The following is a 17,372-nucleotide window of genomic DNA, read 5'->3' as shown; positions in this document are numbered from 1 at the left end:
ACTTGAGTACGGTAAGGCGACGCTGACGTGGTTTGAATTTGATTTTCGAAGAGTATAAGAAAAAGCAGAGTTGGAAGTCATTCCAATTCTGCTTTTAAATAGTTTAAAACCTTTTCCAGATTGTCTAAGGACACCTTGGCAAATTGATAAGGACAGGCACCCAAGTAAGCCTCTTCAAAGAAATCCAAGCCCAGTTGGCTGTGTTTGAGACTAGCAATTTTAGGATACTGTCTCAGGTCTAGTAATAAACCATCGTGAAGCGGGAAATGAGGAAGGGGACAAGGATATTTAGCTAACCTTTCCTCGATTTGTTTTTGGTAAGCTTCCTGATTGGACAAGCGAGCTAAACGGTTTTTTTCAAACAGTTGACTATCGATATAGAGTGACAGGGCCTTTTGCATGATGAGGTTACTGTCGTAGTCTAGGATATTTTTGTAGGCCACAAAGGCTTCCTTGATAGCATTTGGAAGAATGAGTGCCGTAATCCGCAGGGCTGGAAAGAGGCTGGTTGAGAAGGATTTGATATAAATGACGCGCTCCTCTGTATCCAGATAGTGGAAGGTCTGGCCCTTCTTGGAGTCCAAATCTCCCAGATAGTCGTCCTCTACGATATAGACACCATACTTGGCAGCTAAGTCAAGAATAGTTCGTTTGTCCTGCTCAGAGTAAGAATGGCCTAGAGGATAGTGAAAACGAGGAATAGTATAGAAAAACTTAATCTTTCCTGTCTTGAAATGGCCTTCCAGCTCCTCCAAGTCAATCCCATCAATACCTCGTTCAATCGTTTGATAGTCCAATCCCTGAGCAATCAAGAGACGGTTCATCCGATGGTAGGTCGGCTGTTCCACCAAGATTTCCTTGGCTTGGCTAGGAAAGGAAATTTGAGAGAGGATAAAAAGGGCTTGTTGGGTCCCAGAAGTCAGCACCAGTTGGTCAGCCTTGCAGTAGAGGGCTTGGTCAAAGAGGAGTTGGTGAATGGACTGTCTTAGGTCTTCTAAACCTTCTTGGTTGTCATAGTAGTTGAAAAGGTAGTTTTCTCGGCCAATCAAGGTTTCATTGACACAGAGTCGGAAATCGTCATAGGCACTGGCATGTTCGTCAGTGACTTCGATTTCTAAATCCTGGTGTTGCCCTTGTTCTAGGACATAGTAGCCACTCTGGGGCTTGGCATAGAGGTATTGCTCGTGCCGTAATTCCAGCAGGGCGCGTTGAATGGTGTCCTTGCTACAGTGGAAGTCAAGGCTCAGTTGACGGATAGAAGGCAGTCGGCTTCCCGTCGGAAAACGTCCAGACTCGATACCATTTTTTAGATAGGAAACGACCTCTTGGTACTTGCTTTGTTTCTTCATTCCAGACCTCCCTTGATTTTGTTACATTGTACCCTTTTTTTTCCTTCTTGGCAATGTCTAGGGTATTTCTCTCGTTCACATCTAGGGGCAAATGTGGTATACTTAGGAGTAAGATTTATAGAATAACAGACAAGAAAGTGAATGGATAAGAACGTGCAGGAACCAGTGAAATTATTTCAATACAATACCCTTGGAGCCTTGATGGCTGGCCTTTATGGTGGGACTATGACAGTAGGAGAATTACTAGAGCATGGTGACCTTGGTTTGGGAACCTTGGATTCTATTGATGGGGAATTGATTGTCTTGGATGGCAAGGCTTATCAAGCCAAAGGCTCAGGAGAGCAACCGGAAATTGTAGAAGTGTCACCAGATGCCCTTATTCCTTACGCAGCAGTAGTACCGCATCAGGCAGAGGTCATTTTCCGCCAGCGCTTTGAGATGACAGACAAGGAATTGGAAGAGCGAATCGAGTCTTATTATGATGGGGAAAATCTTTTCCGCTCTATCAAGATTCGTGGGGAATTTTCGCATATGCATGTGCGCATGATTCCCAAGTCAACACCAGAGACCAAGTTTGCTGATGTTGCAACCCATCAACCTGAATATCGTCGTGACAATGTCGCAGGAACCATCGTTGGTTTCTGGACGCCAGAGATTTTTCATGGAGTTAGTGTGGCAGGCTACCATCTGCACTTCATCTCAGATGACTTGACCTTCGGTGGGCATGTCATGGATTTTGTCATAAAAGAAGGAATCATCGAAGTGGGGGCAGTTGACCAATTAGACCAACGTTTCCCAGTTCAAGACCGCCAATACTTGTTTGCCAAGTTCAATGTTGATGAGATGAAAAAAGATATTGAAAAGGCAGAATAGGAGAAGAAAATGAACATTCATATCATTATTACCATTGTGTTTTTGCTGACTTTTCTAATAGGGAGCATTTGGTATGCCAAAAAGAAGTACCAGATTAATTTAGCTGTTTTGGGCTTGGGGGCTGTAGCCTTCTTTGTCTCTTCACAGATTTTGGAAAAACTGGTGCATATCTTCGTTTTACATCCTCAAAAAGACGGTAGTATTGCCCTCTTGCAAGACCATCCGCTTGTCTATATCATCTATGGTTTAGCCATGGCAGCATTTTTTGAGGAAACTGCTCGTCTTATTTTCTTCAAATGGTTGGAGAAAAAGAGAAGTTTGGAAAAGGCAGATGCCTTGGCTTATGGATTGGGGCATGGTGGCTTGGAGTTGATTTTCCTAGGTCTTACTAGTTTGATTAATCTCTACATCGTTCTCTCAGCAGTTCAAACTCAGAATCCACAGGTCATGCAATTGCTGTCTGAAAATATGTTGAAAACTATTCAGTCGCTATCAGTCTGGCAGATTTATTTGCTTGGTTTTGAGAGAATCTTGGCGCTAGGTTTCCAATTACTCTTGACTGTTTGGGTTTACCAAGCTGTTCGCCAGAAAAAATGGATTTATCTCCTAGCGGCCTATGGACTACATGCCTTCTTTGACCTGACACCATCTCTTGCCCAAGTTGGCTGGTTGACCAATCCAGTCTTGGTTGAAATTGTCCTAGCACTTGAACTTGTTCTGGTTGCCTATGGAACTAAGGCAATCTTTTGCAAAAAATCATAAGAAAAAGGGGGGAACCTCTTTTTCTTATGCAAAAACCAAACGAGATTTTTTTTAGGGTCGTCAAATGGTCTTAAAAATGGTATAATGGAATGAATTTTGTAAAAGGAAGAGTGTCATGTCAGTAAAAGAAAAAATGCTTGAAATCTTAGAAGGGATTGATATCCGTTTCAAGGAACCCTTGCATAGCTATAGTTATACAAAAGTAGGTGGAGAGGCCGATTATTTGGTCTTTCCACGAAATCGTTTTGAGTTGGCTCGCGTTGTCAAATTTGCCAATCAAGAAAATATCCCTTGGATGGTTCTTGGAAATGCTAGCAACATCATCGTTCGTGATGGTGGGATTCGTGGATTTGTCATTTTGTGTGACAAGCTCAATAATGTTTCCGTTGATGGCTATACTATCGAAGCTGAAGCTGGTGCTAACTTGATTGAAACAACTCGTATTGCCCTTCGTCATAGTTTGACTGGCTTTGAGTTTGCTTGTGGCATTCCTGGAAGTGTCGGTGGTGCTGTCTTTATGAATGCAGGTGCCTATGGTGGTGAGATTGCCCACATCTTGCAGTCTTGTAAGGTCTTGACCAAGGATGGAGAAATCAAGACCCTGTCTGCAAAAGATTTGGCTTTTGGTTACCGCCATTCAGCCATTCAAGAGTCTGGTGCAATTGTCTTGTCAGCTAAATTTGCCCTTGCTCCAGGAAGCCATCAGGTTATCAAGCAAGAAATGGATCGTTTGACGCATCTACGTGAACTCAAGCAACCTTTAGAATATCCATCTTGTGGTTCGGTCTTTAAGCGTCCAGTAGGTCATTTTGCAGGTCAATTAATTTCAGAAGCTGGCTTGAAAGGCTATCGTATTGGTGGAGTAGAAGTCTCAGAAAAGCACGCAGGTTTTATGATTAATGTTGCTGATGGAACGGCTAAAGATTACGAGGACTTGATTGAGTCTGTTATCGAAAAAGTCAAGGAACACTCTGGCGTTACTCTTGAGAGAGAAGTTCGTATCTTGGGTGAAAGCAAGTAGGAAGCTGTATTTGAAAAGCTGCTGCTATGTCATGGAAAGGGGGTGAAAGCCTATCGTCAGTGCAGAAGAATGTAGGCAGTTTAATCTCCTACACGAGGTAGTAGCGGCCTGACAGAGCCCTGATCTGTTAATCTATGAAAAAGAAGGAATAAATGACAATTGAAAAAACCAATTATTGAATTCAAAAACGTCTCTAAAGTTTTTGAAGACAGCAACACCAAGGTTCTCAAAGATATCAACTTTGAGTTGGAAGAAGGGAAATTCTATACCCTTTTAGGCGCATCTGGTTCAGGGAAATCAACTATCCTTAACATCATTGCAGGTTTACTGGATGCGACGACAGGAGATATTTTGCTGGACGGTGTCCGTATCAATGACATCCCAACCAACAAGCGAGACGTCCATACGGTCTTCCAATCCTATGCCTTGTTTCCACATATGAATGTGTTTGAAAATGTTGCCTTTCCACTTCGCTTGCGTAAGATCGACAAGAAAGAAATCGAGCAACGTGTTGCTGAAGTTCTCAAGATGGTTCAGTTGGAAGGTTACGAAAAACGTTCCATTCGTAAACTCTCAGGAGGACAACGTCAGCGTGTGGCTATTGCCCGCGCCATCATCAACCAACCCCGTGTGGTTTTGTTGGACGAGCCTTTGTCAGCGTTGGACTTGAAATTAAGAACAGACATGCAGTACGAACTGCGTGAACTACAACAACGATTGGGCATTACCTTTGTCTTTGTCACTCACGATCAGGAAGAAGCGCTGGCCATGAGTGACTGGATTTTCGTTATGAATGATGGCGAGATTGTCCAGTCTGGAACACCAGTAGATATCTACGATGAGCCGATTAACCATTTTGTTGCCACCTTTATCGGTGAGTCAAATATCTTGCCAGGAACCATGATTGAGGACTACTTGGTTGAGTTTAATGGCAAACGCTTTGAAGCGGTCGATGGTGGGATGAAGCCAAATGAACCAGTCGAAGTCGTGATTCGTCCAGAGGACTTGCGTATTACCCTTCCTGAAGAAGGCAAGCTCCAAGTTAAGGTCGATACCCAGCTCTTCCGTGGGGTGCACTATGAGATTATCGCCTATGACGAGCTTGGAAATGAATGGATGATCCACTCAACCCGTAAGGCCATTGTGGGTGAGGAAATCGGTCTGGACTTTGAACCAGAAGACATCCACATCATGCGTCTCAATGAAACAGAAGAAGAGTTCGATGCTCGTATTGAGGAGTACGTGGAAATCGAAGAGCAAGAAGCAGGTTTGATCAATGCAATCGAGGAGGAAAGAGATGAAGAAAACAAGCTCTAAACTCTTTGTAGTGCCCTACATGCTTTGGATTACACTCTTTGTCCTGGCACCCTTGGTCTTGATTTTTGGTCAATCCTTTTTCAATATCGAAGGCCAGTTCAGTTTAGAAAATTATAAGTCTTACTTTGCGTCACAAAACTTGACCTACCTTAAAATGAGCTTCAACTCTGTACTCTATGCAGGGATTGTGACCTTTGTGACCTTGCTTATCAGCTATCCAACAGCCCTCTTTTTGACTCGTCTCAAGCACCGTCAACTCTGGCTCATGCTGATTATTCTGCCTACTTGGGTCAACCTTCTTCTTAAAGCCTATGCCTTTATCGGGATTTTTGGTCAAAATGGCTCTATTAACCAATTCTTGGAATTCATCGGAATTGGTTCACAACAGTTGCTCTTTACCGATTTCTCCTTTATCTTTGTCGCAAGCTACATCGAGCTTCCCTTTATGATATTGCCGATTTTCAATGTCTTGGACGATATGGATAACAATCTCATCAATGCTAGCTATGACCTCGGTGCTACCAAGTGGGAGACCTTCCGTCATGTCATCTTCCCTCTATCGATGAATGGGGTGAGAAGTGGGGTCCAATCGGTCTTTATCCCCAGCTTGAGTCTCTTCATGCTGACCCGTTTGATTGGTGGGAACCGCGTTATCACACTAGGTACAGCCATTGAGCAGAATTTTCTAACCAATGACAACTACGGTATGGGTTCAACCATCGGTGTAATTCTCATCTTGACCATGTTCATCACCATGTGGGTGACCAAGGAAAGGAGAGAACGATGAAAAAATTTGCCAACCTTTATCTGGGACTGGTCTTTCTTGTCCTCTACCTGCCTATCTTTTACCTGATTGGTTATGCCTTTAACGCAGGCAATGACATGAATAGCTTTACAGGCTTTAGCTTGAGCCATTTTAAAACCATGTTTGGCGATGGTCGCCTTATGTTAATTGTGACTCAGACCTTTTTCTTGGCCTTTCTATCAGCCTTGATAGCGACCATTATCGGGACTTTTGGAGCTATTTATATCTACCAGTCTCGTAAGAAATACCAAGAAGCCTTTCTTTCACTCAATAATATCCTCATGGTTGCGCCTGATGTTATGATTGGTGCCAGCTTCTTGATTCTTTTTACTCAACTTAAGTTTTCACTTGGCTTTTTGACCGTTCTATCTAGTCACGTGGCCTTCTCGATTCCTATCGTGGTCTTGATGGTCTTGCCACGTCTTAAGGAAATGAACGGCGATATGATTCATGCGGCCTATGATTTGGGAGCCAGTCAATTTCAGATGTTCAAGGAAATCATGCTTCCTTACCTGACTCCGTCTATCATTGCAGGTTATTTCATGGCCTTCACCTATTCGCTAGATGACTTTGCCGTGACCTTCTTTGTAACGGGAAATGGCTTTTCAACCCTGTCAGTCGAGATTTACTCTCGTGCTCGTAAGGGGATTTCGCTAGAAATCAATGCTCTGTCTGCCCTTGTCTTTCTCTTTAGTATTATCCTAGTGGTTGGATATTACTTTATCTCACGTGAGAAGGAGGAGCAAGCATGAAAAAACTCTATTCATTTTTAGCAGGAATTGTAGCCATTATTCTCGTCTTGTGGGGGATTGCGACGCATCTAGACAGAAAAATCAATAGTCGAGATAGTCAAAAACTGGTCATTTACAACTGGGGTGACTATATCGATCCAGAACTCTTGGAGCAATTCACAGAAGAAACAGGAATCCAAGTCCAGTACGAGACCTTTGACTCCAACGAAGCCATGTATACAAAGATTAAGCAGGGTGGAACAACCTACGATATTGCCATCCCAAGTGAATACATGATCAACAAGATGAAGGACGAAGACCTCTTGGTACCGCTTGACTATTCAAAACTTGAAGGTCTTGAAAATATCGGACCAGAGTTCCTCAACCAGTCCTTTGACCCAGGCAATAAATTCTCCATTCCTTACTTCTGGGGAACCTTGGGAATTGTCTACAATGAAACCATGGTAGATGAGGCGCCTGAGCATTGGGATGATCTTTGGAAGCCAGAGTATAAAAACTCTATCATGCTCTTTGATGGGGCGCGTGAGGTGCTGGGACTAGGACTCAACTCCCTCGGCTACAGCCTCAACTCCAAGGATACTCAGCAATTGGAAGAGACAGTGGATAAGCTCTACAAGTTGACTCCAAATATCAAGGCTATTGTGGCGGACGAGATGAAGGGTTACATGATTCAGAATAATGCTGCTATCGGCGTGACCTTCTCTGGTGAAGCCAGCCAAATGCTAGAAAAAAATGAAAACCTACGCTATGTGGTACCAACTGAGGCCAGCAACCTTTGGTTTGACAATATGGTCATTCCCAAAACAGTCAAAAATCAAGACGCAGCCTATGCCTTTATCAACTTTATGTTGAAACCCGAAAATGCTCTTAAAAATGCGGAGTATGTCGGCTATTCAACACCAAACCTACCAGCTAAGGAACTGCTCCCAGAGGAGAAAAAAGAAGACAAGGCCTTCTATCCAGATGCTGAAACCATGAAACACCTAGAAGTTTATGAGAAATTTGACCATAAATGGACAGGCAAATATAGCGACCTCTTCCTACAGTTTAAAATGTATCGGAAGTAGAAGTTAGCAGTTATGAAACGAATCAGTCAAGCTGGTTCGTTTTTTTCGTTTTTTCGTTCTTAAAAAATTAATATTTGGGCTTGCCAAAAGCAATTTTAGTGATAAAATAGTATCCTTTATACATTTAGGAGGAATAAAAAAAGTATGTGATTAATTTGGTATTCAGAAATGAAAACTCTTTCAAAATATGATATACTAATAGTAGTTTCCAATAGGTTATATCTAGTGCTTGTTATAGGTTTACATACAAGATATGGGGTATAAGAACCTATCCACCTCGAGAGGGGCCGGAAACCTATGCCATTATACTACTACCATACCGAGATACCACCAGTATAAGAACCTATCCACCTCGAGAGGGGACGGAAACAGTATGTATCGAGTTGACGAGCTTCACGACTTACGTATAGATACCTATCTACCTCGAGAGGGGCCGGAAACTTAGGCGCTACATATTTTTCAGGAAGACTCGCTTATATAGATACCTATCTACCTCGAGAGGGGCCGGAAACTCTTTCGCAGAAATCAATTGTGTCTCTAACGTGAGCTGTATATTTACCTATCTACCTCGCGAGGGGCCGGAAACGTCTTAAATTTTACAATGTTCATTATATATTTCCTCTTGTATAAGAACCTATCTTCCTCGGTAGGGGCCGGAAACGCATAAATTGAGACATCAATATTCTTTTCTAAACCTAAGGTATAAGAACCTATCCACCTCAAGAGGGGCCGGAAACCAACAAAACACTGTTAAAATTGAGAGATACAAAAAGTTGAAGTATAGATACCTATCTACCTCGCGAGGGGCCGGAAACAATTCTAATTTTCACTTTCTAACTCCTTCTTAATTTGGTATAGCTCCCTATCTACCTCGGGAGGGGCCGGAAACCGGTCTGAGATTTCTTTGTTCATCGTGATCCAGTCGTATAGCTCCCTATCTACCTCGCTAGGGGCCGGAAATGAGCGAGTCTCTACTATCTGCATGTGTGTATCTAGGAGTATAGATACCTATCTACCTCGCGGGGGGCCGGAAACGGAATTCTTGGGGCTGTTAGTATTCCATCTGCACTGTATAGATACCTATCTACCTCGAGAGGGGCCGGAGATCCCCACCGCATTCCTTTAATACCGTGGTGTTGAAAAGTATAGAAATCTTCTTACTTCGCGAGGGGCCGGAAACTGTTTTTCACGAGCTTCAGCCTCTTTCATGCGAATGTATAGCTACCTCACTACCTCGAAAGGGGCCGGAAACTGTTGGTTGAACGGTATTTGTAGCAACTTTCACATCAGTATAGCTACCTATCTACCTCGGGAGGGGCCGGAAACGGGTAGGCTATTGCTTCTTCAAATGTTTCACCTTTGTATAGATACCTATCTACCTCGAGAGGGGACGGAAACTCCGATAAACAAAGCTATATTTTTGGAGCCATTCGTATAGCTACCTATCTACCTCGAGAGGGGACGGAAACAAATTAAAATATACAAAAAGCTGAAAGTGATTTCGACAGTATAGATACCTATCTACCCTGAAAGGGGCCGAAAACAATGGTGTTTTTGGGTGCGTTGCTAGATTTTTGTATAGCTACCTATCTACCTCGATAGGGGCCGGAAACTTATGTGTTCGTAAAAACTTAAACGTTAGCTTTCCCTGTATAAGGACCTATCTACCTCGCGAGGGGCCGGAAACACTTCATGTCCGTGAAAGTTAAAAATTTCGTTCATTGTATAGCTACCTATCTACCTCGATAGGGGCCGGAAACGGGATTGCTCTCTAATCTGGAGACGATGCCGGATAGGTATAAGAACCTATCTACCCTGAAAGGGGCCGGAAACTGCATCTCTTGGAAACTCGTAGTTAAAGCATTGAGAGTATAGATACCTATCTACCTCGAGAGGGGACGGAAACTTATACTGGCGGTAATTTTTTTACAGGTTTTGCACGTATAGCTACCTATCTACCTCGCGAGGGGCCGGAAACTATTTAGTTGTGATCAAGCCGTCTGGCTCGACATGTATAGCTACCTATCTACCTCGCAAGGGGCCGGAAACCCAGTTCGCAAAGCGCTCTGCTTGCTCTCCCCAGATTACATATAGCTACCTGTCTACCTCGCGAGGGGCCGGAAACACATCATAAGGAAAAACCAAGTCTTTTTCAGCAAGGTATTTATAGCTACCTATCTACCTCGAGAGGGGACAGTTTTATAAGGGCAAAGGATTCCAAAAGTAAAATAAAAAAGCGCTCATGAGAAAACAAAAGCGCAAGTGTATCAATAAAGGAGGCATATGAAACGCATTAATCTATCATTTAAGCGGATTGACCGATCACCGAGCGACCTATCGACAAAATTCCAAGGTTTTCTCATGGAAAACCTAGAACCAGACTATGTGACTTGGCTACATGAGCAGGAGACCAACCCCTACTCACTAAAAATCATCCATCAAAAGGACAAGACCTTATGGTCTCTTCATCTCCTGACGGATGAGGCTGTTAAGCAGATTTTGCCTGTTCTATTGGAGCTCAAGAAAGTAGAACTTCATGATTTACCGACTCTCATGGTAGAGTCTCTGTCCATGCAAGATCTCAGTTCGGAGCAACTCTTTGAGTTTTTTAATGAAAGCCAAGATCGGTCACTCTACACCATTCATTTTCAAACTCCGACAGGATTTCGCTCTCAGGGAGAGTATGTGCTCTTTCCGACCATGCGCCTCATCTTTCAGAGTTTGATGATGAAGTATGCACGTCTGGTCGAGAATCGTCAGGACATCGAAGAGGAAACCCTGGACTACTTGGTCAAGTATAGTAGGATTACCAGCTATCGATTGGAGTCCAGCTATTTTAAAGTCCATGGCAAAAAAATTCCTGGTTTCAGGGGGAAATTTACCTTTAAAATTACAGGTCCAAATACCTTGAAAGCATATGCCAATATGCTTCTAAAATTTGGGGAGTACTCAGGTCTCGGTATGAAAACTAGTTTAGGGATGGGAGGTTTAGAACTTGAAGAAAGAAAAGATTGATTTAGTTTATGGATCGCTTTTGCACGCTATCGGCAAGGTGATCCAAGCTTCCAGGTATGATGAGAAAGACTTAGGTACCATTGGGTCCGAATGGTTTAGACGCTTTTCGGATAATGAAAACATAGCCCAGCAGATAGCCAAGGCGACTTCTAGTGATTTGCTGACGGACTTGGCTCCTGATAATTTGGTCTATATCACGTCAGCTGTTGCAAAGATTGCTTCAGGTCCAAAAGGAGCAGCAGATACTCATCAAGGGAAAGAAGATTTCCTAAGTAAACAATCGGATATCTTCAATGTATTTTCAGATAGCCCTAGTCAGCGTTATCTTGACGCGCGACCATTAGAGCTTGACGGGGAACCAAACTATGCTAAGGAATCGAGTGAGCCATCTGACCAGTCAGATTATGACTTGATAGTAGAGACCTTAGAAAAAGAGTTTGAGAGATTGGACTTTAGCCAATCTGAGATAGATACCCTTTTGAATCTCCTTGAGTCTACTCTTTCCTATGTGCCTGTTTCGACAAGAAACAAGGAATTATCGGATATTTCTCTAGCAACCTACAGTCGTCTGACAGCTGGCTTTGCCCTAGCCATAGAGGAATATTTAGCAGACAAAAATTGCCGTGACTATGAGAAGGTATTGGGGCAAGATTTAGAAGCTTTTTATAGCGAGAAGGCCTTTTTATTAGCAAGTTTTGACTTGTCAGGGATTCAAGACTTTATCTACAATATCGCAACGGCTGGAGCAGCCAAGCAACTAAAAGCACGTTCCTTGTATCTAGATTTCATGGGGGAACATATCGCTGACAGCTTACTGGAGAAGTTAGAGCTTACGAGGGCTAATCTTCTCTACGTCGGTGGCGGGCACGCCTACTTTATCCTTCCAAACACCGAAAAAACTAGAGAAACCTTGGCTAGCTTTGAAGCAGAATTCAATCAGTTTTTGGTCAAGCATTTCCAGACAGGTCTGTACGTAGCATTTGGTTGGAGTCCGTTTTCTGCCAATGATATGACAACGACACTGGCCGACTATCGAAAAGTCTATCAAACAACTAGTCGGATGATTTCCCAAAAGAAAATTTCTCGTTATGATGCCAAAACTCTCCTTGAACTCAACCAAGGAGGAAAAAGTTCCCAGAGAGAATGTGCTATTTGCCACTCAGTCGAAAAGCTTACCAAGTATAAAGATCAAGAGGTCTGCCATATCTGTGCTGGAATGTATCGCTTTGCCAAGGAAATACAAGAAAGCTACTATATTGTCACAAAAGAAAAAGGCCTCCCGATAGGTCCGGGAGCCTATATTAGTGGTATTTCCAAAGCCGACCTCGCTAATGAAGAGTGGGATCGTGTTTATGTCAAGAATAGCTATAGTACAGATATCCTAAAAGCAACCCATGTCTTTGTCGGAGATTACAAGTATGATGAGATTTATGAGTATGCTAAACTATCTCAGGAGTCTGGTCAAGGTATCAAGCGTCTGGCAGTCGTTCGACTAGATGTGGATGACCTAGGAGCAGCCTTTATGGCTGGGTTCTCCTATCAAGATGGTGGCAAGTATAATACTCTGGCACGCTCGGCGACCTTCTCTAGAAGTATGAGTCTCTTCTTTAAGGTCTATATCAACCAGTTTGCCAAAGAGAAAAAACTATCAATTATCTATGCCGGTGGAGATGATGTATTTGCTATTGGTTCTTGGCAGGATATTATTGAGTTTACTATTTGTCTCCGACAAAACTTTATCAAGTGGACAAATGGCAAATTAACCCTATCAGCAGGGATCGGACTCTTTCCAGATAAGACTCCAGTTAGCCTCATGGCTGAAGAAACTGGTAAGTTAGAAGGAGTAGCCAAGGATAACGACAAGGATAGTATTTCCCTTTTTGAAAAAAATTATACCTTGAAGTTCGACCAATTCATTAACAATGTTTATAATGGAAAACTTAAGAGTATTCGTTACTACTTTAATATTCAAGATGAACGTGGTAAGAGCTTTATCTATAAACTAATTGAGCTCCTTCGTAACTACGATCGTATGAATATTGCTCGATTAGCCTATTATTTGACTCGTTTGGAAGACCAGACACCTAAAGACAAAAAAGAAGAGTTTAGAAAGTTTAAAGATTTATTCTTTTCTTGGTATACAGGTAGCGACAATGAACGTAAGGAATCAGAGATAGCTTTACTTCTATATATTTATGAGATTAGAAAGGATTCATAGATGGCAATTTTAACAGATGATAATTACGTAGATAAGGCAGAAAAGGTTATTAAATCATTGAATCGAAATACTAGGAATTTTAGAAATCCTGATGCATTCCTTTTAACAACTACACAAATTCGAAATCTACTAAATTTAACTAGTAATCTTTTTGATGAAAGTAAGATTAGAGAGTATAAGGAATTGGCTGATAAAATCGCTTATTTGAGAGTGCAGTTTGTTTATCAAGCAGGAAGAGAACCTTCTGTGAAAGACTTAGTAAGAAAAGCTGAAATACTAGCTGCACTAAAGGAAGTAAATAATAAGGAAAGTCTGCAACGTTTTTGTCGCTATATGGAAGCACTAGTAGCTTATTTCAAATTTTATGGAGGAAAAGATTAATGACATTTGCAAAAATTCAAGTAACAGGACAAATTCGTCTAGAGACAGGACTTCATATTGGAACAAGTGATGCCTTTGCAGCAATTGGGGCTATGGACTCACCTGTGATTAAAGATCCAATTACGAACTTACCCATTATCCCGGGTTCAAGTATCAAAGGGAAAATGCGTACCCTTCTAGCAAAAGTATATAATTCTAGACTAGCAAAGCAACCAGGAGAAGATGGGGAAATTATAAGTCGACTATTTGGAAATAGCTCATCTAAGCGCGATAAAATAGGTCGTTTAATTTTTCGTGATGCATTTTTATCTAATAAAGATAAACTTGATAGCTTAGGCGCAAAGATTTATACTGAAGTAAAATTCGAAAATACCATTGACCGTATCACTGCTGAAGCTAAACCGAGACAAATTGAACGTGCCATCCGAGACAGTGTCTTTGGATTTGAGTTGATCTATGAGGTGACAGACAAGAGTCAAGCTCAAGTAGAAGAAGACTTCAAAGTGATTCTTGATGGATTAAAACTGTTGGAACTTGATTATTTAGGTGGTTCAGGCTCTCGTGGATATGGTAAAGTTGTTTTTGAGGATCTTAAAGCAAATACAGTTTTCGGAAACTATGATGTTAGTAGATTGAATGAACTTTTAACTACGGAGGTCTAGTATGACCTACAAGATGTATATTATGAACTTCCATACTGCTCACTTCGGAGCAGGAACTCTGGATAGTTCTAAAATGACTTTTGCAGCGGACCGATTGTTTTCAGCCTTAGCTATAGAAGCAAAAAAAATGGGGAAAATGGAGGAATTCGTGTCAATAGCGGGTCAAGATGAATTTGTTTTGACTGATGCCTTTCCTTATCAGTCAGGCCCATTTTTACCTAAGCCGATAGGATTTCCAAAGTTTGATCAGGCAGATTTAACGACAGATGTCAAAGAAGTGCGACGCCAAGCGAAAATGGCAAAGAAACTTCAGTTTATTCCTCTAGATAAATTTGATTCTTATGTAAATGGGACTCTTTTTGAAGACGCAGAACATGGAGTAACAAACATCATCACTAAAAACCAACCTCATGAAGATGGGGCTCTTTATCAAGTTTCTACAGTTCGATTTGCTGATAAGTCTGCTCTCTATGTGATTGCTACCGAATCTGAACTCTTAAATGAGCTCATGACAAGCTTGCAGTATACGGGGATTGGGGGCAAACGCTCTAGTGGTTATGGACAATTTGATTTGACTATATTAGATTTACCAGATAGCTTCAAAAATCGTCTCACCAAGGCCCATCAAGGACCTGTCATGACCTTGACGACTTCTCTACCAGTCGAAAAGGAATTTGAATATGCTATGGAAACTGGTTCCTATTTACTAAGTAAATCAAGTGGTTTTGCTTTTAGTACAGAAACTAATGAAAATTACCGTAAGCAGGATTTATATAAGTTTGCTTCTGGATCTACTTTCTCTGAAACCTTTACAGGACAGATCGTGGATGTAAGGCCTCTTGATTTCCCACATGAAGTATTAAGCTATGCTAAACCATTATTTTTCAAGATGGAGGGAGAAAGATGAAAACAGAGTATAGAACCTTTCAATTTAGCCTCCTAGCCATGGCTCCTATCCATACTGGCAGTGGTGATAAGTACACATCTCGTGAATTTATCTATGAAGATGGGTACTTTTATTTCCCCGATATGGGTAAGTTTTATAATCGAATGGTGGAGAAAGGTTATGATCAGAAGTTTGAGCGCTTTTTACAAGAGAGGAAGGAAAGTGCCAGTAATAATCGTTTGATTTCCTTTTTAGAGGATAACCGTATTTCTGACCGTGATTTTGGTGGTTATAGGATTAAAGAGACTGGTTTTGAAACCGAAAAGAACAACATTGATTCCCAGTTAGGTACTATTAATGAAGTAGCAAAGTTTATGAGAGATCCTTATGGTAATCCTTATATACCTGGTAGTTCGTTAAAGGGAGCTATTCGAACTATTTTAATGAACACAAATCCTCACTGGAACAATAAAAAGGTGGTTGATACTAGAGGTAAGAATCCTAAGGAAAATAAAAATATGATTCCTTGGGTGCCTAAGAAGGGTAAAGAATTCAATAACATATTTAATGCCATTCGTGTTAGTGATAGCAAACCATTTAGAAATGACAGTCTTATTTTAGTTCAAAAATGGGACTGCTCAGCCGAATCGCCAACAGTAAAACCTTTACCTCTATATCGAGAAGCTATTGCTCCTTTGACTAAAGTAGAATTTACAATTACCACAACTACAGCAGCATCGGCAACTTTAATTGAAAAACTTGAAGATAAGGCACTAGAGTTTTATAGGGGTTATAAAAACTTTTTCCTAAAGGATTTTCCGGAAGATAAGATTCAAGATAATATTGACTATCCTATCTACTTGGGTGCTGGTAGTGGAGCTTGGACGAAAACAATTTTTAAACAAGCAAATGGAATTTTACAAGAACGTTATGAGAATAGCAGAACCACTAGGATGGTTGGAAAGGGAGTCTTGAAATTAACAAAAGCCCCTATCCTTGTGGAAGATGACTCTGTTCAGCCTTCCATATTAATAAAAAATGATGAATTCTTCTATGAAATGGGCAAGGCGAACTTTATGATTAAGGAGATTACTAAATGAAGGTTTTGATTTCGGCAGTGGGTGATACAGATCCTATACGAAATTTTCACGATGGAGCCTTAGTACATATTGCTAGAAAATATCGTCCAGATAAGATTATTATTGTTTTTTCAGAGAGAACAATTAGTAAGAAAGATGATATTGAGAAAGTGATTCGTTCTATTGATTCTGAATACCTCCCAGAGATTGTATACCATGAACCAATCATTTTAAATGCTGATGTACATGTTTTTGATATCATGTATGATCAATTTGATGCTATTATACAAGAGTACTATACAAAAGACGATGATTTTATTCTTAATCTTTCAAGTGCAACTCCTCAAGTAAAATCAGCTTTGTTTGTAATTAATAGACTTAGTGAAATTAATGTCAAGGCAGTGCAAGTTTCAAGTCCTGAAAATGATTCAAATGCAGGAGTTGGACATGATGATTCAGAAGATATTGACGCACTTATTGATACGAACTTAGATAACAAACAGGACTATATCGACCGAACCATTGAAGATACTTCAGAGAAGTTTAAACAAGGCTTAATGAAGAAAACTTTACGTGATTTTATTACGAAATATGATTACAAAGCAAGTTTAGAGGTTGCTAATCAATTATCAGACTTTCCTGGTTTGAAAGAATGTCGTAAGAAGTTGCAAGATATTGTGGATTCATTAGATAGGCAAGCTGTACCTCAAGTCCTCCAAAAGAAAAAATGGAGCGAAGAACAGAAAAAAGTATTAAATGCTTATTTGACTATTGATTTGCAAAAAGAACGTGGTAATTTTAGTGAAGGTCTGATTAGAATTAAAAACCTTACAGAGTTTATCTTAGATGACTATATCGAAAATCGTTATCCAGGATTTTTGGATAATTACGTGAGTGAATCAGAGAAATATTATCTCGGGATTTGGGATTATAGTAAGATCTTAAAAGAAAAACATGAGTGGAATCAATTTAAAAAAATTAAACCAGTTATTAGCATGAATTCAACTCGAAATACTGTAGCTCATAAATTGGATCCATTAGATTCTGAGGAATTAAAACAGTTAGGTCCTGTCCTAAAAACCTTAAAGGGACTAGTCAAGGAACAGTATCAACTCGTTGAGAAGGATTTTAGCTTTTACAAGGACTTAAATAAGGAATTATTAGAATTACTGAAATAATGAGAGG

General features: G+C 40.9%; 15 protein-coding genes. 14 read left to right on the top strand and 1 reads right to left on the bottom strand.

The genetic code is table 11. The annotated features are described in order from the left end of the window. Nucleotides 1–77: 77 nt before the first annotated feature. Nucleotides 78–1,349 (bottom strand): aminotransferase-like domain-containing protein, encoded by a 1,272-nt coding sequence (locus B7700_RS09415; protein ID WP_084888543.1) that lies wholly within the window; start codon nucleotides 1,347–1,349, stop codon nucleotides 78–80. Between the two features lie 141 nt (nucleotides 1,350–1,490). Here B7700_RS09415 and budA point away from each other — a divergent pair, with 141 nt between their 5' ends. The 14 genes from budA to csm6 all read left to right on the top strand — a co-directional run bounded on the left by budA (nucleotide 1,491) and on the right by csm6 (nucleotide 17,365). After that, on the top strand, nucleotides 1,491–2,222 hold the full coding sequence (gene budA, locus B7700_RS09410; protein WP_084888541.1) for an acetolactate decarboxylase: 732 nt from the start codon (nucleotides 1,491–1,493) through the stop codon (nucleotides 2,220–2,222). A 9-nt stretch (nucleotides 2,223–2,231) separates the two neighbouring features. Further along, the gene (locus tag B7700_RS09405; protein WP_060628582.1) at nucleotides 2,232–2,984 is read left to right on the top strand and encodes a YhfC family intramembrane metalloprotease; all 753 of its coding nucleotides are present in this window, start codon (nucleotides 2,232–2,234) and stop codon (nucleotides 2,982–2,984) included. 115 nt (nucleotides 2,985–3,099) lie between these two features. Beyond that, entirely contained in the window at nucleotides 3,100–4,005 is a 906-nt protein-coding gene (murB, locus tag B7700_RS09400; RefSeq protein ID WP_084888539.1) for a UDP-N-acetylmuramate dehydrogenase, read from the top strand. Between the two features lie 159 nt (nucleotides 4,006–4,164). Next, a complete protein-coding gene (locus tag B7700_RS09395; RefSeq protein ID WP_000742900.1) occupies nucleotides 4,165–5,322 on the top strand; it encodes an ABC transporter ATP-binding protein in 1,158 nt (385 codons plus the stop codon). Next, nucleotides 5,303–6,109 (top strand): ABC transporter permease, encoded by an 807-nt coding sequence (locus tag B7700_RS09390; RefSeq protein ID WP_084888537.1) that lies wholly within the window; start codon nucleotides 5,303–5,305, stop codon nucleotides 6,107–6,109. The genes B7700_RS09395 and B7700_RS09390 overlap by 20 nt, the downstream gene beginning before the upstream one ends. Next, nucleotides 6,106–6,879, top strand: a complete 774-nt coding sequence (locus B7700_RS09385) for an ABC transporter permease (RefSeq protein ID WP_000712740.1) — start codon at nucleotides 6,106–6,108, stop codon at nucleotides 6,877–6,879. The genes B7700_RS09390 and B7700_RS09385 overlap by 4 nt, the downstream gene beginning before the upstream one ends. Further along, nucleotides 6,876–7,946 carry an ABC transporter substrate-binding protein gene (locus tag B7700_RS09380; protein WP_084888535.1) on the top strand — a complete coding sequence of 357 codons (1,071 nt, stop codon included), beginning with the start codon at nucleotides 6,876–6,878 and terminating at the stop codon, nucleotides 7,944–7,946. The genes B7700_RS09385 and B7700_RS09380 overlap by 4 nt, the downstream gene beginning before the upstream one ends. Nucleotides 7,947–10,229: 2,283 nt before the next feature. Then, on the top strand, nucleotides 10,230–10,961 hold the full coding sequence (cas6, locus tag B7700_RS09370) for a CRISPR-associated endoribonuclease Cas6 (RefSeq protein WP_084888531.1): 732 nt from the start codon (nucleotides 10,230–10,232) through the stop codon (nucleotides 10,959–10,961). Then, nucleotides 10,942–13,179, top strand: a complete 2,238-nt coding sequence (gene cas10, locus B7700_RS09365) for a type III-A CRISPR-associated protein Cas10/Csm1 (protein WP_084888529.1) — start codon at nucleotides 10,942–10,944, stop codon at nucleotides 13,177–13,179. Before cas6 ends, cas10 begins: the two co-directional genes overlap by 20 nt. Further along, the gene (gene csm2 / locus B7700_RS09360) at nucleotides 13,180–13,560 is read left to right on the top strand and encodes a type III-A CRISPR-associated protein Csm2 (protein WP_084888527.1); all 381 of its coding nucleotides are present in this window, start codon (nucleotides 13,180–13,182) and stop codon (nucleotides 13,558–13,560) included. After that, nucleotides 13,560–14,222: a type III-A CRISPR-associated RAMP protein Csm3 gene (gene csm3 / locus B7700_RS09355; protein WP_084888525.1), complete on the top strand. Its 663-nt coding sequence runs from the start codon at nucleotides 13,560–13,562 to the stop codon at nucleotides 14,220–14,222. Before csm2 ends, csm3 begins: the two co-directional genes overlap by 1 nt. Nucleotide 14,223: 1 nt before the next feature. Further along, on the top strand, nucleotides 14,224–15,129 hold the full coding sequence (gene csm4 / locus B7700_RS09350; RefSeq protein ID WP_084888523.1) for a type III-A CRISPR-associated RAMP protein Csm4: 906 nt from the start codon (nucleotides 14,224–14,226) through the stop codon (nucleotides 15,127–15,129). Beyond that, entirely contained in the window at nucleotides 15,126–16,208 is a 1,083-nt protein-coding gene (csm5, locus tag B7700_RS09345; protein ID WP_084888521.1) for a type III-A CRISPR-associated RAMP protein Csm5, read from the top strand. The genes csm4 and csm5 overlap by 4 nt, the downstream gene beginning before the upstream one ends. Further along, complete coding sequence (csm6, locus tag B7700_RS09340) at nucleotides 16,205–17,365, top strand: type III-A CRISPR-associated CARF protein Csm6 (RefSeq protein WP_084888519.1); 1,161 nt, start codon at nucleotides 16,205–16,207, stop codon at nucleotides 17,363–17,365. The genes csm5 and csm6 overlap by 4 nt, the downstream gene beginning before the upstream one ends. Nucleotides 17,366–17,372 lie beyond the last annotated feature (7 nt).

Source organism: Streptococcus mitis (assembly GCF_002096755.1).
Lineage (GTDB): Bacteria > Bacillota > Bacilli > Lactobacillales > Streptococcaceae > Streptococcus > Streptococcus mitis_AC.
This window is presented reverse-complemented; position numbering and strand designations above follow the sequence as displayed.

Bases quoted from the DNA above. Each gene is read 5' to 3' on its own strand.
- B7700_RS09415 (WP_084888543.1), bottom strand. From the start codon at position 1,349: ATGAAGAAACAAAGCAAGTACCAAGAGGTCGTTTCCTATCTAAAAAAT.
- budA (WP_084888541.1), top strand. From the start codon at position 1,491: ATGGATAAGAACGTGCAGGAACCAGTGAAATTATTTCAATACAATACC.
- B7700_RS09405 (WP_060628582.1), top strand. From the start codon at position 2,232: ATGAACATTCATATCATTATTACCATTGTGTTTTTGCTGACTTTTCTA.
- murB (WP_084888539.1), top strand. From the start codon at position 3,100: ATGTCAGTAAAAGAAAAAATGCTTGAAATCTTAGAAGGGATTGATATC.
- B7700_RS09390 (WP_084888537.1), top strand. From the start codon at position 5,303: ATGAAGAAAACAAGCTCTAAACTCTTTGTAGTGCCCTACATGCTTTGG.
- B7700_RS09385 (WP_000712740.1), top strand. From the start codon at position 6,106: ATGAAAAAATTTGCCAACCTTTATCTGGGACTGGTCTTTCTTGTCCTC.
- B7700_RS09380 (WP_084888535.1), top strand. From the start codon at position 6,876: ATGAAAAAACTCTATTCATTTTTAGCAGGAATTGTAGCCATTATTCTC.
- cas6 (WP_084888531.1), top strand. From the start codon at position 10,230: ATGAAACGCATTAATCTATCATTTAAGCGGATTGACCGATCACCGAGC.
- csm2 (WP_084888527.1), top strand. From the start codon at position 13,180: ATGGCAATTTTAACAGATGATAATTACGTAGATAAGGCAGAAAAGGTT.
- csm3 (WP_084888525.1), top strand. From the start codon at position 13,560: ATGACATTTGCAAAAATTCAAGTAACAGGACAAATTCGTCTAGAGACA.
- csm4 (WP_084888523.1), top strand. From the start codon at position 14,224: ATGACCTACAAGATGTATATTATGAACTTCCATACTGCTCACTTCGGA.
- csm5 (WP_084888521.1), top strand. From the start codon at position 15,126: ATGAAAACAGAGTATAGAACCTTTCAATTTAGCCTCCTAGCCATGGCT.
- csm6 (WP_084888519.1), top strand. From the start codon at position 16,205: ATGAAGGTTTTGATTTCGGCAGTGGGTGATACAGATCCTATACGAAAT.